Origin of the sequence: Pseudomonas sp. 22085, from assembly GCF_052045815.1 — a bacterium.
Classification (GTDB): domain Bacteria; phylum Pseudomonadota; class Gammaproteobacteria; order Pseudomonadales; family Pseudomonadaceae; genus Aquipseudomonas; species Aquipseudomonas glycinae.
Genome location: NZ_JBQEQA010000018.1, coordinates 1 through 18937, shown reverse-complemented (window position 1 = coordinate 18937; position 18937 = coordinate 1). Strand labels below are relative to the sequence as shown.

At 61.7% G+C, this 18937-nt stretch carries 14 protein-coding genes; 4 read left to right on the top strand and 10 right to left on the bottom strand.

All coding sequences use genetic code 11. The annotated features are described in order from the left end of the window. Positions 1 to 49: 49 nt before the first annotated feature. The 7 genes from ACTJK7_RS21325 to ACTJK7_RS21295 form a co-directional block, all read right to left on the bottom strand. Positions 50 to 3502: an alpha/beta fold hydrolase gene (locus ACTJK7_RS21325; protein WP_440779552.1), complete on the bottom strand. Its 3453-nt coding sequence runs from the start codon at positions 3500 to 3502 to the stop codon at positions 50 to 52. Positions 3503 to 4496: 994 nt separating this feature from the next. After that, the gene (etfB, locus tag ACTJK7_RS21320; RefSeq protein ID WP_064380237.1) at positions 4497 to 5267 is read right to left on the bottom strand and encodes an electron transfer flavoprotein subunit beta; all 771 of its coding nucleotides are present in this window, start codon (positions 5265 to 5267) and stop codon (positions 4497 to 4499) included. 9 nt (positions 5268 to 5276) lie between these two features. Further along, positions 5277 to 6497 carry an electron transfer flavoprotein subunit alpha gene (gene etfA / locus ACTJK7_RS21315; RefSeq protein WP_085654001.1) on the bottom strand — a complete coding sequence of 407 codons (1221 nt, stop codon included), beginning with the start codon at positions 6495 to 6497 and terminating at the stop codon, positions 5277 to 5279. Further along, the gene (gene dgcB / locus ACTJK7_RS21310) at positions 6497 to 8446 is read right to left on the bottom strand and encodes a dimethylglycine demethylation protein DgcB (RefSeq protein ID WP_011336288.1); all 1950 of its coding nucleotides are present in this window, start codon (positions 8444 to 8446) and stop codon (positions 6497 to 6499) included. The genes etfA and dgcB overlap by 1 nt, the downstream gene beginning before the upstream one ends. A 174-nt stretch (positions 8447 to 8620) precedes the next feature. Next, positions 8621 to 10681 carry a dimethylglycine demethylation protein DgcA gene (gene dgcA, locus ACTJK7_RS21305; RefSeq protein ID WP_011336289.1) on the bottom strand — a complete coding sequence of 687 codons (2061 nt, stop codon included), beginning with the start codon at positions 10679 to 10681 and terminating at the stop codon, positions 8621 to 8623. Between the two features lie 15 nt (positions 10682 to 10696). Next, positions 10697 to 11227: a DUF5943 domain-containing protein gene (locus ACTJK7_RS21300; protein WP_007926354.1), complete on the bottom strand. Its 531-nt coding sequence runs from the start codon at positions 11225 to 11227 to the stop codon at positions 10697 to 10699. 77 nt (positions 11228 to 11304) lie between these two features. After that, a complete protein-coding gene (locus ACTJK7_RS21295) occupies positions 11305 to 12282 on the bottom strand; it encodes a dipeptidase (RefSeq protein WP_007959776.1) in 978 nt (325 codons plus the stop codon). A gap of 234 nt (positions 12283 to 12516) precedes the next feature. Here ACTJK7_RS21295 and ACTJK7_RS21290 point away from each other — a divergent pair, with 234 nt between their 5' ends. Next, positions 12517 to 12918: a lysozyme inhibitor LprI family protein gene (locus tag ACTJK7_RS21290; RefSeq protein WP_064380231.1), complete on the top strand. Its 402-nt coding sequence runs from the start codon at positions 12517 to 12519 to the stop codon at positions 12916 to 12918. A 45-nt stretch (positions 12919 to 12963) separates the two neighbouring features. Here ACTJK7_RS21290 and ACTJK7_RS21285 read toward each other — a convergent pair whose 3' ends face one another. Next, positions 12964 to 13929 carry a tyrosinase family protein gene (locus tag ACTJK7_RS21285; RefSeq protein ID WP_108563431.1) on the bottom strand — a complete coding sequence of 322 codons (966 nt, stop codon included), beginning with the start codon at positions 13927 to 13929 and terminating at the stop codon, positions 12964 to 12966. A 261-nt stretch (positions 13930 to 14190) separates the two neighbouring features. Between ACTJK7_RS21285 and ACTJK7_RS21280 the strand changes: the two genes are divergently transcribed. After that, on the top strand, positions 14191 to 14607 hold the full coding sequence (locus ACTJK7_RS21280; RefSeq protein ID WP_007959772.1) for a DUF3010 family protein: 417 nt from the start codon (positions 14191 to 14193) through the stop codon (positions 14605 to 14607). On the opposite strand, the gene ACTJK7_RS21275 is transcribed toward ACTJK7_RS21280, so the two are convergent. Both ACTJK7_RS21275 and ACTJK7_RS21270 read right to left on the bottom strand, forming a co-directional pair. After that, a complete protein-coding gene (locus tag ACTJK7_RS21275; protein WP_011336293.1) occupies positions 14608 to 15780 on the bottom strand; it encodes a hypothetical protein in 1173 nt (390 codons plus the stop codon). Positions 15781 to 15848: 68 nt separating this feature from the next. Next, a complete protein-coding gene (locus ACTJK7_RS21270; protein ID WP_440779551.1) occupies positions 15849 to 16793 on the bottom strand; it encodes a GlxA family transcriptional regulator in 945 nt (314 codons plus the stop codon). Between the two features lie 193 nt (positions 16794 to 16986). Between ACTJK7_RS21270 and choX the strand changes: the two genes are divergently transcribed. Then, positions 16987 to 17931, top strand: a complete 945-nt coding sequence (choX, locus tag ACTJK7_RS21265; protein WP_064380226.1) for a choline ABC transporter substrate-binding protein — start codon at positions 16987 to 16989, stop codon at positions 17929 to 17931. Positions 17932 to 18006: 75 nt separating this feature from the next. Continuing rightward, a complete protein-coding gene (locus ACTJK7_RS21260; RefSeq protein WP_064380223.1) occupies positions 18007 to 18894 on the top strand; it encodes a 3-keto-5-aminohexanoate cleavage protein in 888 nt (295 codons plus the stop codon). Positions 18895 to 18937: the final 43 nt, after the last annotated feature.

Here is an 18937-nt window from a genome sequence, read left to right as displayed (position 1 = left end):
ATGGCGGCGTTCCCACGCAGAGCGTGGGAACGATCGACACGATCGGGGGCTATCCGAGGGCTGTTTTCTCCAGGTGTTCAAGGATGATCGGATACACATCGACCACCGCGTTCTTGCCGAACATGCAATCGATGTGGCCGTAACCCGGCACCACATGCCGGCTGTAGCGTTCCGGCCCGTGCTTCTCGCAAACCCGCTGATAGGTCTTGAGCGTGCTTTCCGGCAGATAACACTGGTTGTCGGCACCGCTGATGAAGCAGATCGGCATGGTCAGCCGATCAAAGTGCGGCATGTACACGTCGTGCCCTTTGAAATCCACCAGATGCCCTTTGCGTACGATCAGCGCCAGGTGCTCGAAGGTCTCTATGTTCGACTCGCCGAACAGTTCGTGCAGGTTGTCATGCAGGGTTTCGTTGAGGGTGTCGTGGCGATACAGCGAGGCGTACATGAAGGTGATGCGGTGGCACACCGGGTTGGTGCAATAGCCTTGGGCTTCGATCCGCGCGTAGCCGTTGAGCGCCTTGTCGTAAAGCCGGTTGAACCAGTTCTCCTTGCTGTCGGCATAGGCGGTCATCGATTTGATGCCGATCGCATCGAGCATCCCCGGCAAGTGCAGACCGGCCTTCAGCCCCGTTGCGGTCGCCACCACCGTGTCGGCGGCAATCTGCGAGCAAACCACCGAACGCACGCCCTGCAAACCGGCGAGCAGCGACATGAAGAACGTGGTTGCGCCGTAGCAATGCACCACGCACTGCACGTCTTTCGCGCCGGTCTGCTGCTGGATCTGCCCGATGGCGGCCTTGAAGTCGTACTGGGCGATCTGGTCGCCGTTCCATTCCTTCTTGCTCGCCGGCAGCAGGATGCTCACCCGGAAATCCAGCAGCCACACGTCGTAGTCGTGCTTGCACAGAAACTCCAGCAGGTTGGTCTGGATCGTATCGGTCGAGAAGATATTCGAGCCCACACCCAGACCATGCACCAGCATCACCGGGCCTTTGCTGCCGGCCTGATAACGGGTCAGGCGCAACTGCACGCCGTCTTCGGTGGAGAAGAAATGCACGGCCGGCGTCGGCGCATCCAGTGGCCGTTTCAGCCGTGGCGGCGCGTCGGGGTTGAAGTATTTGTCACCGGCAAACACCCCGCCGTAACTCTCCCAGAGAATTCCGGCGAAGAACTTGCCGAACCGCGCCAGCCCTTCGATCCGCTCACGCTCGTTGCGCGCGTTGAGGACTTTCATGGTGGTCATCTGCTTGGCGAAGTCGGTCGGTTTGATGTGCATCACACCCGAACCGATGACTTCGCCGGATTTGTCCGGCCCGCGATACAGCGTCACGTAGAGGGTGCTGGTGTCGTGCCAGATATTCAGCACGCCGTTGTCTTCCGGCACGGTCTTGAAGGCGCTGAAGAAGTAGTCGTTGCCGTCCTCGGCGGTCAGTTTCATGTCGTACTTCATGTGGCGCGTATCGACCTGCTGCTCGAACTGCTCGAACAGGTTGAACACGCCGTTGCTGGCAGTCAGCGGTTCTGGCGACAGCGCCGGAGCGATCACCGTGCCGACGATGGTCGCGGCGTGTTCCGGCTCCTTGATCATGCGGTTGAGGTCGTTGGCGGTGATGGTCAGGGTGAAATCGATTGGCGAGTTGTCCGCCTCGCCACGTTTGGCGGCCGCCTCGTAAACCTTCAGGTCGGTGCTTTGCGCGGCGGTGAAGGCGCGGGAGAAGTAGCCTTTCATGGTTTCAGTGAACTGCACGCCAAGGGTCGGCGACGCGGTCTGCTTGCGCGGCGCCGACGGCAGCGTGTAGTCGATCGTCCAGCCACGGTCGGCCGCCAGCAGGCCCATGTTGCGCTCGCTCACGGCGGAGATGGTCAGCAGCGGATTGACTGCCAGTGACGTCGGGATCACCGCGCCGTCGGTCACGTAGAGGTTGGCGTAGACATCGGTGCCGGTCGCACCACTGAACACCTGGCCCTTGTGGTTGACCACGCCTTGCGCGGCGTCTTCGCCCATCACGCAACCGCCCAGCGGATGCACCGAGACGATGCTGTGCTTGAGCAGTTTGGTCCAGATCGGATTCTCGACCCAGATCCCGCCCAGGGCCTTGGTGCTCTGGTACAGCCGTTCGTTGCCGATCTTGAAGTTTTCCTGCTCGCCGACGCCCGGCCAGTCGATGCGCAGTTGATCCTTGCTGTCGAGAACCATGCGTCCCTGACCGCTGTCGTGGCTCATGATCAGGTAGGTCTGCAGGTTGTGCAGCGCCCCGTGATACGGGCCGCGCAGGAAGCTTTCGGCTTCGCGCTCTTTGTACTTCACCTTGCCGCTGAAGCTGTCGTCGGTGGGCTTGCCGATCATCTCGGCGAACCCGGCCATCGCCGGTACCATCGGCCGGCCGAGCGCGCCAGGGATCGAACCTTCCTCGATGACCATACGACTGCTGCGGTCACCCTCGGTGCGCATGTCGATGATCGAGGTGATGCACGGGCCGACCGGTTGCAGTTCCTTGGCCGAATGCGCGCCGAAACCGATACCGTTGATGGTCTGCTCACAGTTGTGGCCAAAGCCGAGGATGTCGCCGTTGCCGCTCATGTTCTCGCCGAGCTGGCCGGACATCACCAGACCTTTGTCCCGTGAGCGCAGCAGAATTTCGGTAGAGCCGAGGGTGCCCGCAGAAACCACGACGATGTCAGCCTTCACGAACAAGGTCGGGGCGTCGAACTTCTCGCGGCCGCTGTCGAGATACTGGAAGTGCACGATCCAGCCGTTGCCGTCGCGCTCCAGATGCCGCACCTGGGCCTGGCAGAAAATCTCCGCACCGTGATTGGTGGCGTCCGGCAGATAGTTCATCAGCGTGGTGTTCTTGGCCTTGTTGTTACAGCCCGAAACGCAGTCGCCGCAGTGGTTGCACGGCAGCTGCTCGACGCCGACGTGGTTGAGGTTGTTGGGCAGTTTGTCGAAGGTCACGTTGATCGGCGGCTTGTAGAAGTGCGCGCCTTGCTTGAGGAAGTCTGCGGATTTTTTGTTGGCATCGAGTTTCGGCAGGTTTGGCGAGGTGCTCGGGTAGGGATTGGGCTTGAGCATCTCCCGGGCCTTGGCGTAACCCGCTTTGAGCAAACCGTCACGGTCCTCGCGCACGGCCAGTGGCCAGCGCGGATCCTGGAACACATCGACGGTTGGCTCCAGAGAAACGTTGGCATTGATCAGCGACGTACCGCCGAGGCCGCAGCCGACCACCACGTTCTGCTGGGCGTTGACGTGCAGGTCGAACAACCCGGTGCGCGAGCCGAGGTGGCCGTCCGGGTCGTGCACCTGCAATTCTTCGGTCGCGGCGATCATGGTGTTGGGGTATTCGCCGGGCTGGATTTCCCGACCGCGTTCCAGCAGACAGACCTTTTTACCGGCCCGGGACAGGCGCGACGCGGCAATGCCGCCGCCATACCCGGAGCCGATGACGATCACGTCGTAGTGTTCCTTGATTTCGCTGATGGGCGTTGCGATCCGTGTCATGAGGGGGTTCCTCTCTCAGGCAGATGGGGCAACTCTGCGGTTGCCTGCAATCAATGGGCGAACGGGCACCTGGCCGCCGGGAAATCCCGACGGCAGTACAACGGTTTGGGCAGGAATCAGGTGCTACAGACGGGCGTGCTGATTGACGCCACGACGCAACGTGCGCTTGCGCGGCGAAGGTGCCGGCAGCGCGCGGAGCGTGCAGGGACTGAGGGGTAAGCGGTGTGGCTGGGTATCCATCACGCGTTCTCCCTGAACCAGATGTGGATAAGTGAAGGCTGTCCTTGTGCCATTGCAGTGAAGACAGGCACCGGATCGAAGTCAAGGCAGCCTCTTAGAACTGTATGAAATCTGATCAATTGCCTTTTGGACTAAGCCCGCCGGGGGTTGCAGGGTTTGGCGAACAAGTTATCCACATAGACACCCACAGCTAATGGGGACAACTGTGGATGAACTGGAAAAATAATCGGATTTTTGTGAAGAAAATTCGTGACTTATCCAGATGCAGGGTTTCCATTAGCGATTGATCATTTTTTGATCAATCTTCTACATGGCACGGTTTACCTGGCTTGCAGAGGATGGCGAACACCTTATCCACAGAAGCGCCAACAGAGTTCGGGGGTAACTTGGCGAGTGCTGTGGAAAAGCGCTGAGGGCGTTGATAAATCGGGGTTTGCGTGGGGATTGGCGGGTTAAAAGGTTGAATTGAACGTTTTTTGATCAGATCCTTGTAAGCCGCGGTTTATAGGGCTCTTGGCGGATAGCGAACATCTTATCCACAGAAGCGCCAACAGAGATTGGGGGCAAGTCTGGGAGTTATGCTGGGGAAAAACTCAGAAAAAACCGCGAGTTAGACTGGTTGTTTTTTGACCTGAGGGCTGGAGAGCTTGATTGCCGTGGGGTACAGGGAGGGGCGAACACGTTATCCACAGATCCGCCAACAGGGATTGTGGGTAAAGCACCCTCTCCCGAAGGGAGAGGGTCAGCAAAGGTTTCAGCGGACAACACCTTCTTCGATCAGCAGTTTGAGAATGGCTTCAGCACCGGCCTGCGCCGTCACGCCTTTCAGGACTTGCCCACCACCGCCGCTAGCCTTCGCCGTCGCCGCCTTCATCCGGTCCGCCCCGCTCTTGGCCTTGATCACCTTCAATCGTTTCGGCCGTGGCTTGGCCGGTTGCAGAGTCGCCACCGCGAGCAATTCGTCATCCACCACTTCCACGTCTTTAGCTTGAAGAGCGCCACGCCGCGCAGGCCCGTAAGCACTCTGCCGAGGCTTGGGCGCAGCGTTATCCACAGTCGCCAGAAACGGCAGGCGCACCTTCAACCGGCGGCGCTGCCCACGGGGCAACGCTTGCAGCACCAGCGCCGAACCGTCGTTGATCGACTCGACTTGCGCCAGCCCCACCACCAATGGCCAGCCCAGCCCTTCGGCCAGCAGGAACGGCAGCATCCCCGAACCCTCGCCGGTTTCCGCCTGGCTGCCGGTCAACACGACCTGGGCACCAGCATCACGCAGATACTCGGTCAATGCCGGCAACGCATCGGCGCCGGCCGGTTGTTCCAGCACGTGCATCTGCGCAAGCCCCATGCCCAGATAGGCGCGCAGCGCCGGTTCCGCGATGTCGCCGGCGTGCAGCACTTGCAGGTTGTCCCCCGCCAGTTGCAGGCCGAGCTCCACCGCGCGGGCGTCCTGATCGGCGCGGCGCGGGCGGCCGGACGTCGGGTGGGCGCCGATTGAAACCAGACTGATGATCTTTGTGCTCATAACCGTTCCTTAAGCCGCATCGCGCTTGGCTTCGTTGCGGTAAGCCTCTACCGCCGCGATCAAGGCCTGAAGAATTTCCGCGCTTTCGCCGATCACCGACAGGTCGGCACGCTTGATCATGTCGCAGCCCGGATCGAGGTTGATCGCCACTACCTTGTCGCAGGCACCGATGCCTTGCAGGTGCTGGATCGCCCCGGAAATCCCCACGGCCACGTAAACCCGCGCGGTGACCCAGGTGCCGGACGCGCCGACCTGACGGTCGCGGGCCATGAAGCCATCGTCCACCGCCACCCGCGAAGCGCCTTCGGTAGCGCCGAGGGCGGCGGCGGTCTTGTGGAAAAGCTCCCAGTCCTTGACCCCGTTGCCGCCGGAGAAGATGAACTCCGCTTCGGCCATCGGAATCGCCGCCGGGTCCACCGCCACGGCGCCCAGATCCTCGATCCGCGACAGGCTGCGTGCGACGGGTGTGGATAACTCCACCGGCAGCGCTTCGTGACGGGTTTCGCTGACAGGTTCCGCGCATTCGGCTGAAGCCAGAATCAACCGCGCCACCGGGCGAGCCAAGTCTTGCAAGCCCGCACCCGCACGGCCGATGCACTCCTGATCCTTGACCTGCCACACCCGTGTCGCCGGGCGTTCACCCAGTGCGGCAGCAAAGCGCCGACCGAGTTCGCCGCCGCCACTGCGGCTGTCCGGCAGCAGCCAGTGACGCGGGTTGAACTGGTTATCCACAGCCCGCAGGCCCTGGATCCGTTGCTCCGGTGCATAACCGCTGAACGCTTCGCCTTCCAGCACCAGCAAGCGGTCAACGCCCGCCGTGGCGAAAGCGTTTTCCTTATGCTCACCGAACACCACCGCCAGCACCGCGCCGTCGCTGCCGGCCAGTTGATGGGCCAGGCCAAGCAAGTCGCGGTCGTGGCTGCTCAAGCGGCCGCCGACCATGTCCGGCACCACGCTGATGTAAAACGCCGGGGCCGGCACCTGATGCAGCGGCAGTTGCACTTCCACCGCGGCCGAGCGTTTGACCGCCCCGCCCTGCTGGGCGCCGCTGCGGTCGATGCGCTTGATGCCGTTCGGCCCGATGAAACCGATGCCGTGCGGATTCTTGCGGATGATCCCATTGGGCCCCATCCAGCTGTGTTGCGCCGGTTGCATGGCCGCGTGCAGCGGGTGCAGGCGGTTGCGTGCGATCCATTCGGCGCGGGGGTCGCGGCGGATAATGTCGCTCATCAGTGGGCCTCCGCAGGTTCACGTTTGGCCGGGGTGGCAGGCTTGTTCGGCGCGGCGTCTTCGAGCAGCGCGTCGGCCACCAGTTCGGCAATGTCCTTGATCAGCGGACGCGGTTCGACCACGCCTTCGAGCATCGCCGTGCACTGTGGACAACCCACGGCCACAAGCTCAGCGCCGGTCTCGCGAATGTCTTCCATGCGCATGTCGGGGATCCGCTGCTTGCCCGGAATGTCGGTGATCGGCGCCCCGCCGCCACCGCCGCAGCAGCGCGAACGGAAGCCGGAGCGTTGCATTTCCTTGATCTCGATGCCGAGGGCGCGCAGCACTTCGCGCGGCGCCTCGTACTCGCCGTTGTAGCGGCCGAGGTAGCACGGATCGTGGTAGGTCACGCTGTTGCCTTTGTGCTGACCGAGGTTCAGCGCGCCGGCCTGGATGATTTCCGCCAGGTAGGTGCTGTGGTGCTGCACGAGGTAGTTGCCGTCGAACGCGCCGTACTCGTTTTTCAGCACGTGGAAACTGTGCGGATCGCAGGTAACGATGCGGTTGAAGCTGTATTTGGCCAGGGTCTGGATATTGCGCTTGGCGAGCAGCTGGAAAGTCGCTTCGTCACCCAGACGTCGGGCCACGTCGCCGCTGTCGCGCTCTTCCAGACCCAGCACCGCGAAGTCGACCTTGGCCGCTTTCAGCACTTTGACGAACGCCCGCAGAGTGCGCTGGTTGCGCATGTCGAAAGCGCCATCGCCGACCCAGAACAACACGTCGGTGGACTTCTTCTCGCTGAGCAGGTTGAGGTTCAGGTCCGCCGCCCAGTTCATCCGACCGCCCGGGGCGAAACCGCCAGGGTTGTCGGTGGCAATCAGGTTTTCCAGGACTTCGGCGCCCTTGTTCGGGGTCGCGCCTTTTTCCAGGGTCAAGTGTCGGCGCATGTCGACGATGGCATCGACGTGCTCGATCATCATCGGGCATTCCTCGACGCAGGCGCGGCAGGTGGTGCACGACCACAGGGTTTCGGCATCGACCAGACCGTTGACGATCGGTTGATGCGGATTGCCGCTGTGTTCGCCCACCGGTTTGCCCGGATACGGGCTGCCGGCGAACTGGGCATCGGTGCCGCCGGCGAGGCCGACGACCATGTCCTGAATCAGCTTTTTCGGGTTCAACGGCTGGCCGGCGGCGAACGCCGGGCACGCGGCTTCGCACTTGCCGCACTGCACGCAGGCGTCGAAACCGAGCAACTGGTTCCAGGTGAAATCCTTGGGTTTCTCCACGCCCAGCGGCGCGGTTGGATCATTCAGGTCCAGCGGTTTCAAACCGGTGGAACGGCCGCCACCAAAACGTTCGGCGCGACGGTGCCAGGCCAGGTGCAACGCACCGGCGAAGGCGTGTTTCATCGGGCCGCCCCAGGTCATGCCGAAGAACAGCTCGGACACGCCCCACAGCACACCGATCCCGAGAATTGCTGCGAGCACCCAGCCGCCGAAGTTCTCCGGCAGGATTCCGGCCACGGGCAAGGTCACCAGGAAGAACGAGGCCGAGAACGCCAGCAGGCTTTTCGGCAGGCGCATCCACGGGCCTTTCGACAGCCGCGCCGGCGGGTTGAGCCGACGCCGATAAACGAAGATCGCCCCGACGAACATCACCGCCGTCATCAGCAGCAACGCGTAGCCGAGAATGCGGTTATGCAGGCCGAAACCGTGCACCAGAATCGCCAGCACGATCGACGCCACCGCCCCGCCCGCCGTGGCGACGTGGGTGTTGGCGATGTATTTGTCTCGCGCCACCACGTGGTGCAGATCGACCATGTAACGCTTGGGCATGGCGAACAGGCCGCCGATCAGGTCGACCTTCGAGGCCCGGCCCCGACGCCACATGGCTACCCGTCGCAACGCCCCCAGCACCGCAAGGGCCAGGGCTGCGAACAACAGGATTGGAAGAAGGGTGTTCAACATGGTGAAGCTCCCACCAGTACAGCCTGGAGAAACACGTGACGATCGTTCCCACGCTCTGCGTGGGAATGCCTCAATGGACGCTCTGCGTCCGCTTTGGGACGCGGAGCGTCCCGGGCTGCATTCCCACGCGGACGGTTCGACGCCTCGACGTGGGAACGATCAGTTCATCAGCGTTTAGAAGTCTTTGCACAACCGCAGGGCGTCATAGATCGCAGCATGGGTATTCCGCTGCGCCACGCAGTCACCGATGCGGAACAGCAGGTAACCGTCGCCGGTGCTGCTCAGCGAAGGTTGCGGCTGGATCGCGAACAGCGCCTCGACGTCGATCTGGCCCTTGTTGCGCGAGCCGTCCTTGAGGGCGTAGTAGATTTCTTCGTCCGGGCGCACGCCGTTCTCGACGACCACCTGATCCACCACCCGCTCCTCTTTGGCGCCGGTGTATTCGTTTTCCAGCACGGCGACGAGTTTGTCGCCTTCGCGGTAGACCTTCTCCAGCATCATGTCGCCGGTCATGATCACTTCTTTCGGGTACATGCTGCGGTAGTAGGTCGGGAACGACGTACCGCCGATGGCCACGCCCGGTTTGATGTCGTCGGTGACGATCTCGACCTGGCTGCCCTTGTCGGCGAGGAAGTCGGCCACCGACATCCCGGTGAACTCGCAGATCGTGTCGTAGACCAGCACGTTCTTGCCCGGCGCGACCTTGCCGTCGAGCACGTCCCAGCTGCTGACCACCAGCCCTTCGGCAGCGCCCCAGTGTTCGTTCTGCTCCAGGTACGGATGCCCGCCAACGGCCAGCACCACGATGTCCGGACGCAGGTCCATGATGGTGTCGGCGTCCGCCGCAGTGCCCAGACGCAGGTCGACTTTCAGCCGCGCCAGCTCCAGCTGGAACCAGCGAGTGATACCGGCGATCTGGTCACGCTGCGGCGCTTTCGAGGCCGTAGTGATCTGGCCGCCGATGAATTCTTTCTTCTCGAACAGGGTCACGTCGTGGCCACGTTCGGCCGCCACACGGGCAGCTTCCATCCCCGCCGGGCCGGCACCGACGATCACCACCTTGCGTTTCGGCCCGGTGGATTTCTCGATGATGTGCGGCACACCCATGTATTCACGGGAGGTCGCGGCGTTCTGGATGCACAGCACGTCCAGACCCTGGTACTGACGGTCGATGCAGTAGTTGGCGCCGACACATTGTTTGATCTGGTCGATCTGACCCATCTTGATCTTGGCGATCAGGTGCGGGTCGGCGATGTGGGCGCGGGTCATGCCGACCATGTCGACGTAACCGCCCTCGAGAATCCGCGTAGCCTGGTTCGGGTCCTTGATGTTCTGCGCGTGCAGCACCGGAACCTTGACCACTTCCTTGATCCCGGCCGCCAGGTGCAGGAACGGCTCCGGCGGATAACTCATGTTCGGAATCACGTTGGCCAGGGTGTTGTGGGTGTCGCAACCCGAGCCGACGACGCCGATGAAATCGAGCATGCCGGTGTCGTCGTAATACTTGGCGATCTGCTTCATGTCTTCGTGGGACAGACCGTCCGGGTGGAACTCGTCGCCGCAGATGCGCATGCCGACGCAGAAGTCATCACCGACTTCGGCGCGTACGGCTTTCAGGACTTCCAGACCGAATTTCATGCGGCCCTCGAAAGTGCCGCCCCACTCGTCGGTCCGCTTGTTGACGCGCGGGCTCCAGAACTGGTCGATCATGTGCTGGTGCACGGCCGACAGTTCGACGCCGTCCAGGCCACCGGCCTTGGCGCGGCGCGCGGCTTGCGCGTAGTTGCCGATCACCCGCCAGATCTCTTCCGGCTCGATGGTCTTGCAGGTTGCGCGGTGCACCGGTTCACGGATGCCCGACGGCGACATCAGGGTCGGCCAGTGGAAACCGTCCCAACGGGAGCGACGACCCATGTGGGTAATCTGGATCATGATCTTGGCGCCGTGCTTGTGCATGGCGTCGGCGAGATTCTGGAAGTGCGGGATGATCCGGTCGGTGGACAGGTTCACCGAACTCCACCATTGCTGCGGGCTGTCGATCGCCACCACGGACGAACCGCCACAGATCGCCAGGCCGATGCCGCCCTTGGCTTTCTCTTCGTAATATTTGACGTACCGCTCGGTGGTCATGCCGCCGTCGGTCGCGTAGACCTCGGCGTGCGCGGTGCTGAGCACGCGGTTGCGGATGGTCAGTTTGCCAATTTGAATTGGCTGAAACATTGCTTCGAAAGCCATGGCGGGTTCCTCGACTTACAACGGCTTGACGGTGAACAGGCCGTCGTCGTGGCCTTCTTCGGAGCCACCGTAGACCTGCTCGGCCACGGTGCGGATCTTGCTGCCGCGAGCGGCGAGGATCTGGTCCATGGCACCGGCAAACCAGCCGGTGAACATGTAGTCGACCTTGCGCCCGACCTTGCCGTAGACGTAGACGAACGCCGAGTGTTCGAGCTTGACGCTGGCGGTGCCTTTGTCGAGGTCGATGTCCTGGATCTTGAACAGGCCCCAGCCGCGCTGCGACAGGCGCTTCATGTAGTGTTCGAACACCGCGACGCCTTCCAGGCCGTGGCACTCGGCTTCTTTTTCACACCAGTGCCAGGCGGATTTGTAGCCGGCCTTGTAGAGGATTTCGGCATAGGCGTCGGCGCCCAGCACTTCCTCGATGCCCATGTGGTTGTTGACGAAGAAATGGCGCGGCACGTACAGCATCGGCAGGGCGTCGGAGGTCCAGACACCGGTCTCGCTGTCGACTTCGATTGGCAATTGCGGGGCGATCTTGGCCATGGAAACTTAACTCCAGAAAAATTTTGGTGTTGCCCCCGGCGCGGACGGCCGGGGGAAAGTATTCGGGAAGCGGCGGCTTATTCGCCCCAGACGTCTTTGAGGACGTTGACCCAGTTTTCGCCCATGATCTTGCGTACCACGCGCTCGGAGTGGCCGCGCTTGAGCAGGGTTTCGGTCAGGTTCGGGAACTCGCCGACGGTGCGGATGCCCAGCGGGTTGATGATCTTGCCGAAGTTGGTCAGACGGCGGGCGTAGCCCTTGTCGTGGGTCAGGTATTCGAAGAAGTCCTGGCCGTGACCCTGGGTGAAGTCGGTGCCAATGCCGATGGCGTCTTCGCCGACGATGTTCATGGTGTATTCGATGGCTTCGGCGTAGTCGTCGATGGTCGAATCGATGCCCTTGGCCAGGAACGGCGCGAACATGGTCACGCCGACGAAACCGCCGTGGTCAGCGATGAACTTCAGCTCTTCATCGGACTTGTTGCGCGGGTGCTCTTTCAGCCCCGACGGCAGGCAGTGGGAATAGCAGACCGGTTTTTTCGATTCGAGGATGACTTCTTCGGAGGTCTTGGAGCCGACGTGGGACAGGTCGCACATGACGCCGACACGGTTCATCTCGGCGACGATTTCGCGACCGAAGCCCGACAGGCCGCCGTCACGTTCGTAGCAACCGGTGCCCACCAGGTTCTGGGTGTTGTAGCACATCTGCACGATGCCGACGCCGAGCTGCTTGAACACCTCGACATAACCGATCTGGTCTTCGAACGCATGGGCGTTCTGGAAGCCGAAGAGGATGCCGGTCTTGCCCTGCTCCTTGGCCTTGCGGATGTCGGCGGTGGTGCGGACGGGGATCACCAGGTCGCTGTTTTCGCGAATCAGTTTCTGGCTGGCGGCGATGTTATTGACCGTGGCCTGAAAGCCCTCCCACACCGACACGGTGCAGTTGGCCGCCGTCAGACCGCCCTTGCGCATGTCTTCGAACAGCTCGCGGTTCCATTTGGCAATGATCAGACCGTCGATAACGATGCTGTCGGCGTGTAATTCGGCTGGGCTCATCAGGCGTCCCCTTATTGGCGATTCATGCGCCGAATCGTCTGCCGGCGCTTTGGGGCCAGCATATGCCTCGGTGCGCGACCAGCCGGGTGCAAAAACGACAGGGGAATTGCCGAAAGCGTCAATCCGCGACAAAGGGTCGCCAACCGGTCCGACCGGCCACCTGTTCAAGCCCGCGAGCTTGAGCCAGAATCTGCCGCATCCCGGAAACACCACTGGATTAGAGCGGCGACATCAATGAAATCGATCTTCCTGGCCCTGGCCCTGATTGCGACCGGCGTACACGCCGCCGAAGAGTCCGACAACAACCCGTGCGACGCGGTGGAAAACGACATCCAGACCCTGGAATGCTCGACCTACAGCCGCACCACCGCCGAGGACCTGCTCAAGGACAACTACGCCAGCCTGAACGAGCGCATGCAGACCACCTACGGCAAGAACCCGGCGCAACTGGCCGACATCACCGCCAAAATCAAGGCCGCCCAGCAACAATGGCTGAAAACCCGCGACGCCGACTGCGCCGTTGAAGCCTTCCCGGCGACGGACGGCAGCAAGGCGTTCAAGATTGCGCAGAACGATTGCGTGGCGCGGATGAGTGACGAGCGGTCGGAGTTTTTGGAGTCGATCGGGCAGGAGTGAGGAGCGTTCCCGCACGAATCGGGCAGGAACGATGACACCCCATTCTCATGACGCCATGAAAGGCGACTTGAAGGGACGCTTCTGCAACGACGGGATGGGCGCGTATTCATAACCCAACGCGCGGATGTCCATGACGTGTCTGACGGTTCTCGTCCATGGCGCCAGCGTGTCATCAAGGTTATGACCGGGTGGCCCACCACTGATCGGCGTGTAATGCGGAGCCCATTGCGGATTGTCCAGCGCCATTTGTGCCTGCCAATTCGCCCAGATCCTGTCGATATTGCAGTGGTGCAGGAAGAACACCGGATCTTCAGGGGAGGTCATGGCCAACATGTTGCCCCCTATCCACAGATGGACGCGGTTGTGCAGCTGCGAACCCGGGGTTGTGACCTGAGGATCACCTCGTTGCGTGATCCACCCCTCCAGTCGATTGCGAAATCCCCTGGTGTATGGGCCGGAATCGTAAGGCGGCGTATCGTACAACCACTCTCGCATCGCCATGTCTACGTCTGCAGACGTCGGAAGCGAGGTCACAAGAACGCCGAACTGACGCTTGAGACCAGGTTCCGTCTCACCGTTTTCCGGGTAGGCCGGAACCGGCCAGTTTCCGTACTGGTGAGCAAAAGGCCCGGTCTGTACTCGATCATGATCACCTGGGCTGCCATTGCCGCCCATCCATTCATCACTCCAGACGGGTGAGTTTGTCGGATCAAACGTGTCCTGAGTCCAATCCCAATACGGCAGAGTCACTTGAGGATCAATCGCACGCAAGTCCGCCTCGAACTGCATCAACATTTCTCGATGCCATGGCAGAAATGCCGGACCGAGGTGGGCTCCGTTTCGATACTCAGGATCTTGCGGTTCCCAAGGATGCACAGTGGGTTTCATCACTTGGTGATGCCAGTGCACATATTTGTCGTACCCCCCATTGCGCTTGAGGGTGAGCAGACAGTTGATGAATGCGGCCCGCTCGAAGGCTGTGTGCGAGCGAATTTCTTTCCTGACGATCATTGTGCGACTCCTTTGCCGGAACAGTTGTTCTTGGGTTCAGAGCCGGTGATGGCCCTCGCATCAATCTTCGAAGCAATGTCGATAAGGATCTACTGTCAGAAATAACAGGTAGCGGGCTGTATCCGACAAACGGAAATTCGGCGTTGCCCTAACCGAGCGCCGGTGCAAGGCTACTTGCGCGAAGATTGCAGCGGCATTTGGCATCACCGCCAACCAGCTTGAGCTGTAAGCTGCACCTCTTCAGCCAATCAGGGGATTCACATGAACATCTGCGGTATCGAAATCAAAGGCAGTGAAGCGATCATCGCCGTGGCGTCCCTCGACGGTTCGGTGCTGAGCCATGTCGCGTTGAACACCAAGAAAATCGCGCTGGACGATGACGACGAGGCGGCCAACGTGAAGCTGTTCGCCGCTCAGGTGGCGTCGTTCGTGCGCGAGAACTCCATCGATCGCATCGCGATCAAGAAACGCAGCAAGAAGGGTGAATTCGCCGGTGGGCCGACCACGTTCAAGATCGAGGGCGTGTTTCAGTTGCTGGACGGTTGCGAGGTGACGCTGCTGTCACCGCAGACGATCAATGCCCAGGCCAAGAAGCACAATTTCGAGCTGCCAGGCACGCTGAACAAGTATCAGCATGAAGCCTACAAGGCAGCGTGCTCGGCATTGGTGAAGAAGTAGCTAGCGCGCTTTACGTGCGCTCAGCCAGTCGCCGAAGGACTTGTCTTCCAGCGCATAGCCACCACGGCTCGACTTCCACACCAGTTCCTTGTCGCGCAGGGCATCGATGCAGGCCTGAATGGTCTGGGTGCCCGGCACCACGTCGCTGCCCATGTTTTCCAGTGCCTTGCCGACCGCCATGAGCGTGCTGTCAGTGAACGGTGCAAAGGGCTCGTTGTTCTGTGAGCGCTCCACCATCACCTCCAGCACGGCGCGCTGAGGAATTGTCAGAGCGTTCCACGCGCTCTCGAACTCGGTCCATACGCCTGCGCGCAACAATTCGGCACGGCTTTGCAGCAGTTGCCCCAGATTGCTGGCCTCGCCCAGCTCCAGCGCGACTTCGCCGATGATGGTGCGCAACATTTCCGGGCGTCGCCCCACCAATTCAAAGGCGTCGTCGATATCAGCCGCGCTGAACTGGTTGGTCTCGGCCAGATGGGCGTTGAGGTGCAAGGTGTACGCCTGGGTGAACTCTTTCCCCAGCAGCGGAAAGGGCGTGATGCTCGAGCCGAAGAACGGTTGGCTCTTGCCCAGCACCAGGTGCGCGAGTTTGTCGCGATTGGAACCGGTGAACACCAGATGCAAACCGCTGCCCTCGCCTTCCCGTCCCTGGTTGAGCTGATCCCGCGCTGCCTTCAGGGCAAACATCGCGTTGATGCCGGCGGCGGTGGTGAGCGCGTGCTGGGCCTCATCGATCACCAGCACTACGGATTTTTCGGCGGCGCTGTGGAGCAATTCCAGTGCTTGCGTCAGGGTCGCGCCCGCCGGCAGTTGCGGCTTGGTGAAATCCCAGGACAAGGTGCGCAGAAAGCTGAGTTTTTCGATGCCGATATTCTTCGCCAGTTTGCGGATGCCCTTTTCGAAGGGGACCAACGCGCCTGCAATGGCACTGGCGATCAGGTCAGCAGGGTCTTTTTCCTTGTCGGCCCACAGGTCGACGTAAACCGTCAGCCAGCCTCGGGCCTGGCATTCCGGGATCAGATCCTCGCGCAGAAAGGTACTTTTGCCGGTGCGACGCGGCGCTGCCAAAAAAAGGCCGGAGGTGAAATCCTGCAGACCTGCACCCACCAGACCATCGGCAACGCTGCGGGCCAGAGCGGGGCGGCGGAAAACGAAGCCGTTGTTTCGGGACATGGTTTTACACTCAATTATTCAAACGACTGCAATTTATACCTGAAAGTATAATTAACTATAATCGTCCGTCAAACGGCCTCCCGTCGCCGGTCCTCCCGTGGACACCGGGCAAACTTCGCCCGGTAGCTGCGAGTGAAATACGACGGTGATTCAAACCCGCAGGCGATGCTGACTTCGAGCACGCTCATGTCGGTCTGGCGCAGCAGCTGTCGGGCCTTTTCCAGCCTTAAGCGCAGATAGAAATTGCTCGGCGTGTCGTTCAGGTGCAGGCGAAACAGGCGCTCCAGTTGCCGGCGCGTCACCTTGATCGATTCCGCCAGTTCCAAAGTGGTCAGCGGCGGTTCGCTGTGCTGTTCCATCTCGCCAATTACATGCACCAGCTTCTTGTTGCTGATGCCGTAACGCGTGGCAACTTCCATGCGCTGGTGGTCCTTGCGCGGACGAATCCGCCCCAATACAAACTGCTCGCTGACCTGGATCGCCAGTTGCGGGCCGTGGGCCTGGGCAATCAGGTCGAGCATCAGGTCGATGGACGCGGTGCCGCCGGCGGATGTGATGCGCCGACGGTCGATCTCGAACAGCTCCTGGGTGACGCCGAGCTGTGGATAAGATTCCTTGAAGGCGTCGATGGCCTCCCAGTGCAGGGTCAGGCGATGGCCATCGAGCAGACCGGCTTCGGCAAGGACGAAGCTGCCGGTGTCGATGGCGCCGAGGGTCACGCCTTCGTTGTCCAGCCGTCGCAGCCAATGCTCCAGCGCCGGGGTGGCGAATTTCAGCGGCTCGAAACCGGCGACCACCAGCAGCGTCGCCCCTTTCTTCAGCGGTTCCAGCGCCGCATCGGCGTTGACCGACATCCCGTTGCTCGCCAGCACCGCCCCGCCATCGGCGCTCAAGACGTGCCAGCGGTACAGCTCGCCGCGAAAGCGGTTGGCCACCCGCAGCGGTTCGATCGCAGAGATGAAACCGATGGCGGAAAAACCCGGCATCAACAGAAAGTAGAAATCCTGGGACATGGCGCGCACTCGAATCGCGGGTAGCGTGCAACGTTGATACGCCAGTTGTCGGCGGCATTCAAGAGCACAGGTCGCTGCAGTGCAAGAGCTGGTCGCCGCAGTGCGTTTTTGCGGGGGCATTGCTGCGTAATTTGAGCATCACCGGCACGACAGATGCCGGGCCCCACAATAACGACCTGCCGAGGAACCCGACATGAAACGACTGATCAGCAGCTGTGTTCTCGCACTCAGCGGTACCGCGTTTTTAAGCGCCAGTGTCATGGCGGCCGATTCCCCATCGTGTCAGAACGTGCGCATGGGCGTGGTGAACTGGACCGACGTGATCGCCACCAGCGCCATGGCCCAGGTTCTGCTCGACGGCCTCGGCTACAGCACCAAACAGACCAGCGCCTCCCAGCAGATCGTCTTTGCCGGGATCCGCGACCAGCGTCTGGACCTGTTCCTCGGCTACTGGAACCCGCTGATGACCCAGACCATCACCCCGTTCGTCGAGGCCAACCAGGTCAAGGTGCTTGAAGCGCCGAGCCTCAAGGATGCGCGCGCCACCCTCGCCGTGCCGACCTATCTGGCGGACAAGGGCCTGAAAACCTTCGCCGACATCGCCAAGTTCGAGAAAGAACTGGGCGGCAAGATCTACGGCATCGAGCCTGGCTCGGGCGCCAACACCCAGATCAAGGCGATGATCGCCAAGAACCAGTTCGGCCTTGGCAAGTTCCAGCTCGTGGAGTCCAGCGAGGCCGGCATGCTCGCCGCCGTCGATCGCGCCGTGCGCCGCAAGGAGGCCGTGGTGTTCTTCGGCTGGGCACCGCACCCGATGAACGTCAACGTGCAGATGACTTATCTGACCGGCAGCGATGACGCCCTCGGCCCGAACGAAGGTATGGCCACCGTGTGGACCGTCACTGCGCCGAAATACGCCGAACAATGCCCGAACGTCAGCCGCCTGCTGAGCAACCTGACGTTCACCGCCGAAGACGAGAGCCGGATGATGCAGCCGCTGCTCGATCACAAGGACGCTTTCGAATCAGCCAAACAATGGCTCAAGGATCACCCGCAGGACAAACAGCGCTGGCTCGAAGGCGTCACCACCTTCGATGGCAAACCGGCGGCAGAAAACCTCCAGCTCACCAGCAAATAAACCGCAACGAACGAACCACTTCGCAGTCCGCCACGGGCTGCGAACAGACCCATCACGCCTGAAGGAAAACGCACCATGAACCACGACGTCATCATCACCTGCGCACTCACCGGTGCTGGCGACACGACCGCCAAGAGCCCTCACGTGCCGGTCACCCCGAAACAGATCGCCGCGGCCGCAGTAGAAGCGGCCAAGGCCGGCGCCACGGTCGTGCACTGCCACGTCCGTGACCCGCAGACCGGCAAGTTCAGCCGCGACGTGGCGCTGTACCGCGAAGTCATGGAGCGCATCCGCGAAGCCGACGTCGACATCATCGTCAACCTCACCGCCGGCATGGGCGGCGACCTGGAAATCGGCCCCGGCGAGAACCCGATGGAGTTTGGTCCGAACACCGATCTGGTCGGCCCGCTGACCCGTCTGGCTCACGTCGAAGAACTGCTACCGGAAATCTGCACCCTGGATTGCGGCACCCTGAATTTCGGCGACGGCGACACCATTTATGTCTCCACCCCGGCCCAACTGCGCGCCGGTGCCAAGCGCATCACCGAGCTGGGCGTGAAGGCGGAGCTGGAGATTTTCGACACCGGCCACCTCTGGTTCGCCAAACAGATGATCAAGGAAGGCCTGCTCGACAATCCACTGTTCCAGCTGTGCCTGGGCATCCCGTGGGGCGCGCCGGCCGACACCACCACCATGAAAGCCATGGTCGACAACCTGCCTGCCGACGCGGTGTGGGCCGGGTTCGGCATCGGCCGGATGCAGATGCCGATGGCCGCGCAAGCGGTGCTGCTCGGCGGCAACGTGCGGGTCGGCCTGGAAGACAACCTGTGGCTGGACAAAGGCGTGCTGGCGACCAACGGCCAACTGGTCGAACGCGCCACCGAGATCCTCAGCCGCCTCGGCGCCCGCGTGCTGACCCCGGCTGAAGGTCGCAAGAAGATGGGCCTGACCCAGCGCGGCTGATTCGAATTCACCTCTGACCCTGTGGGAGCGGGCTTGCCCGCGA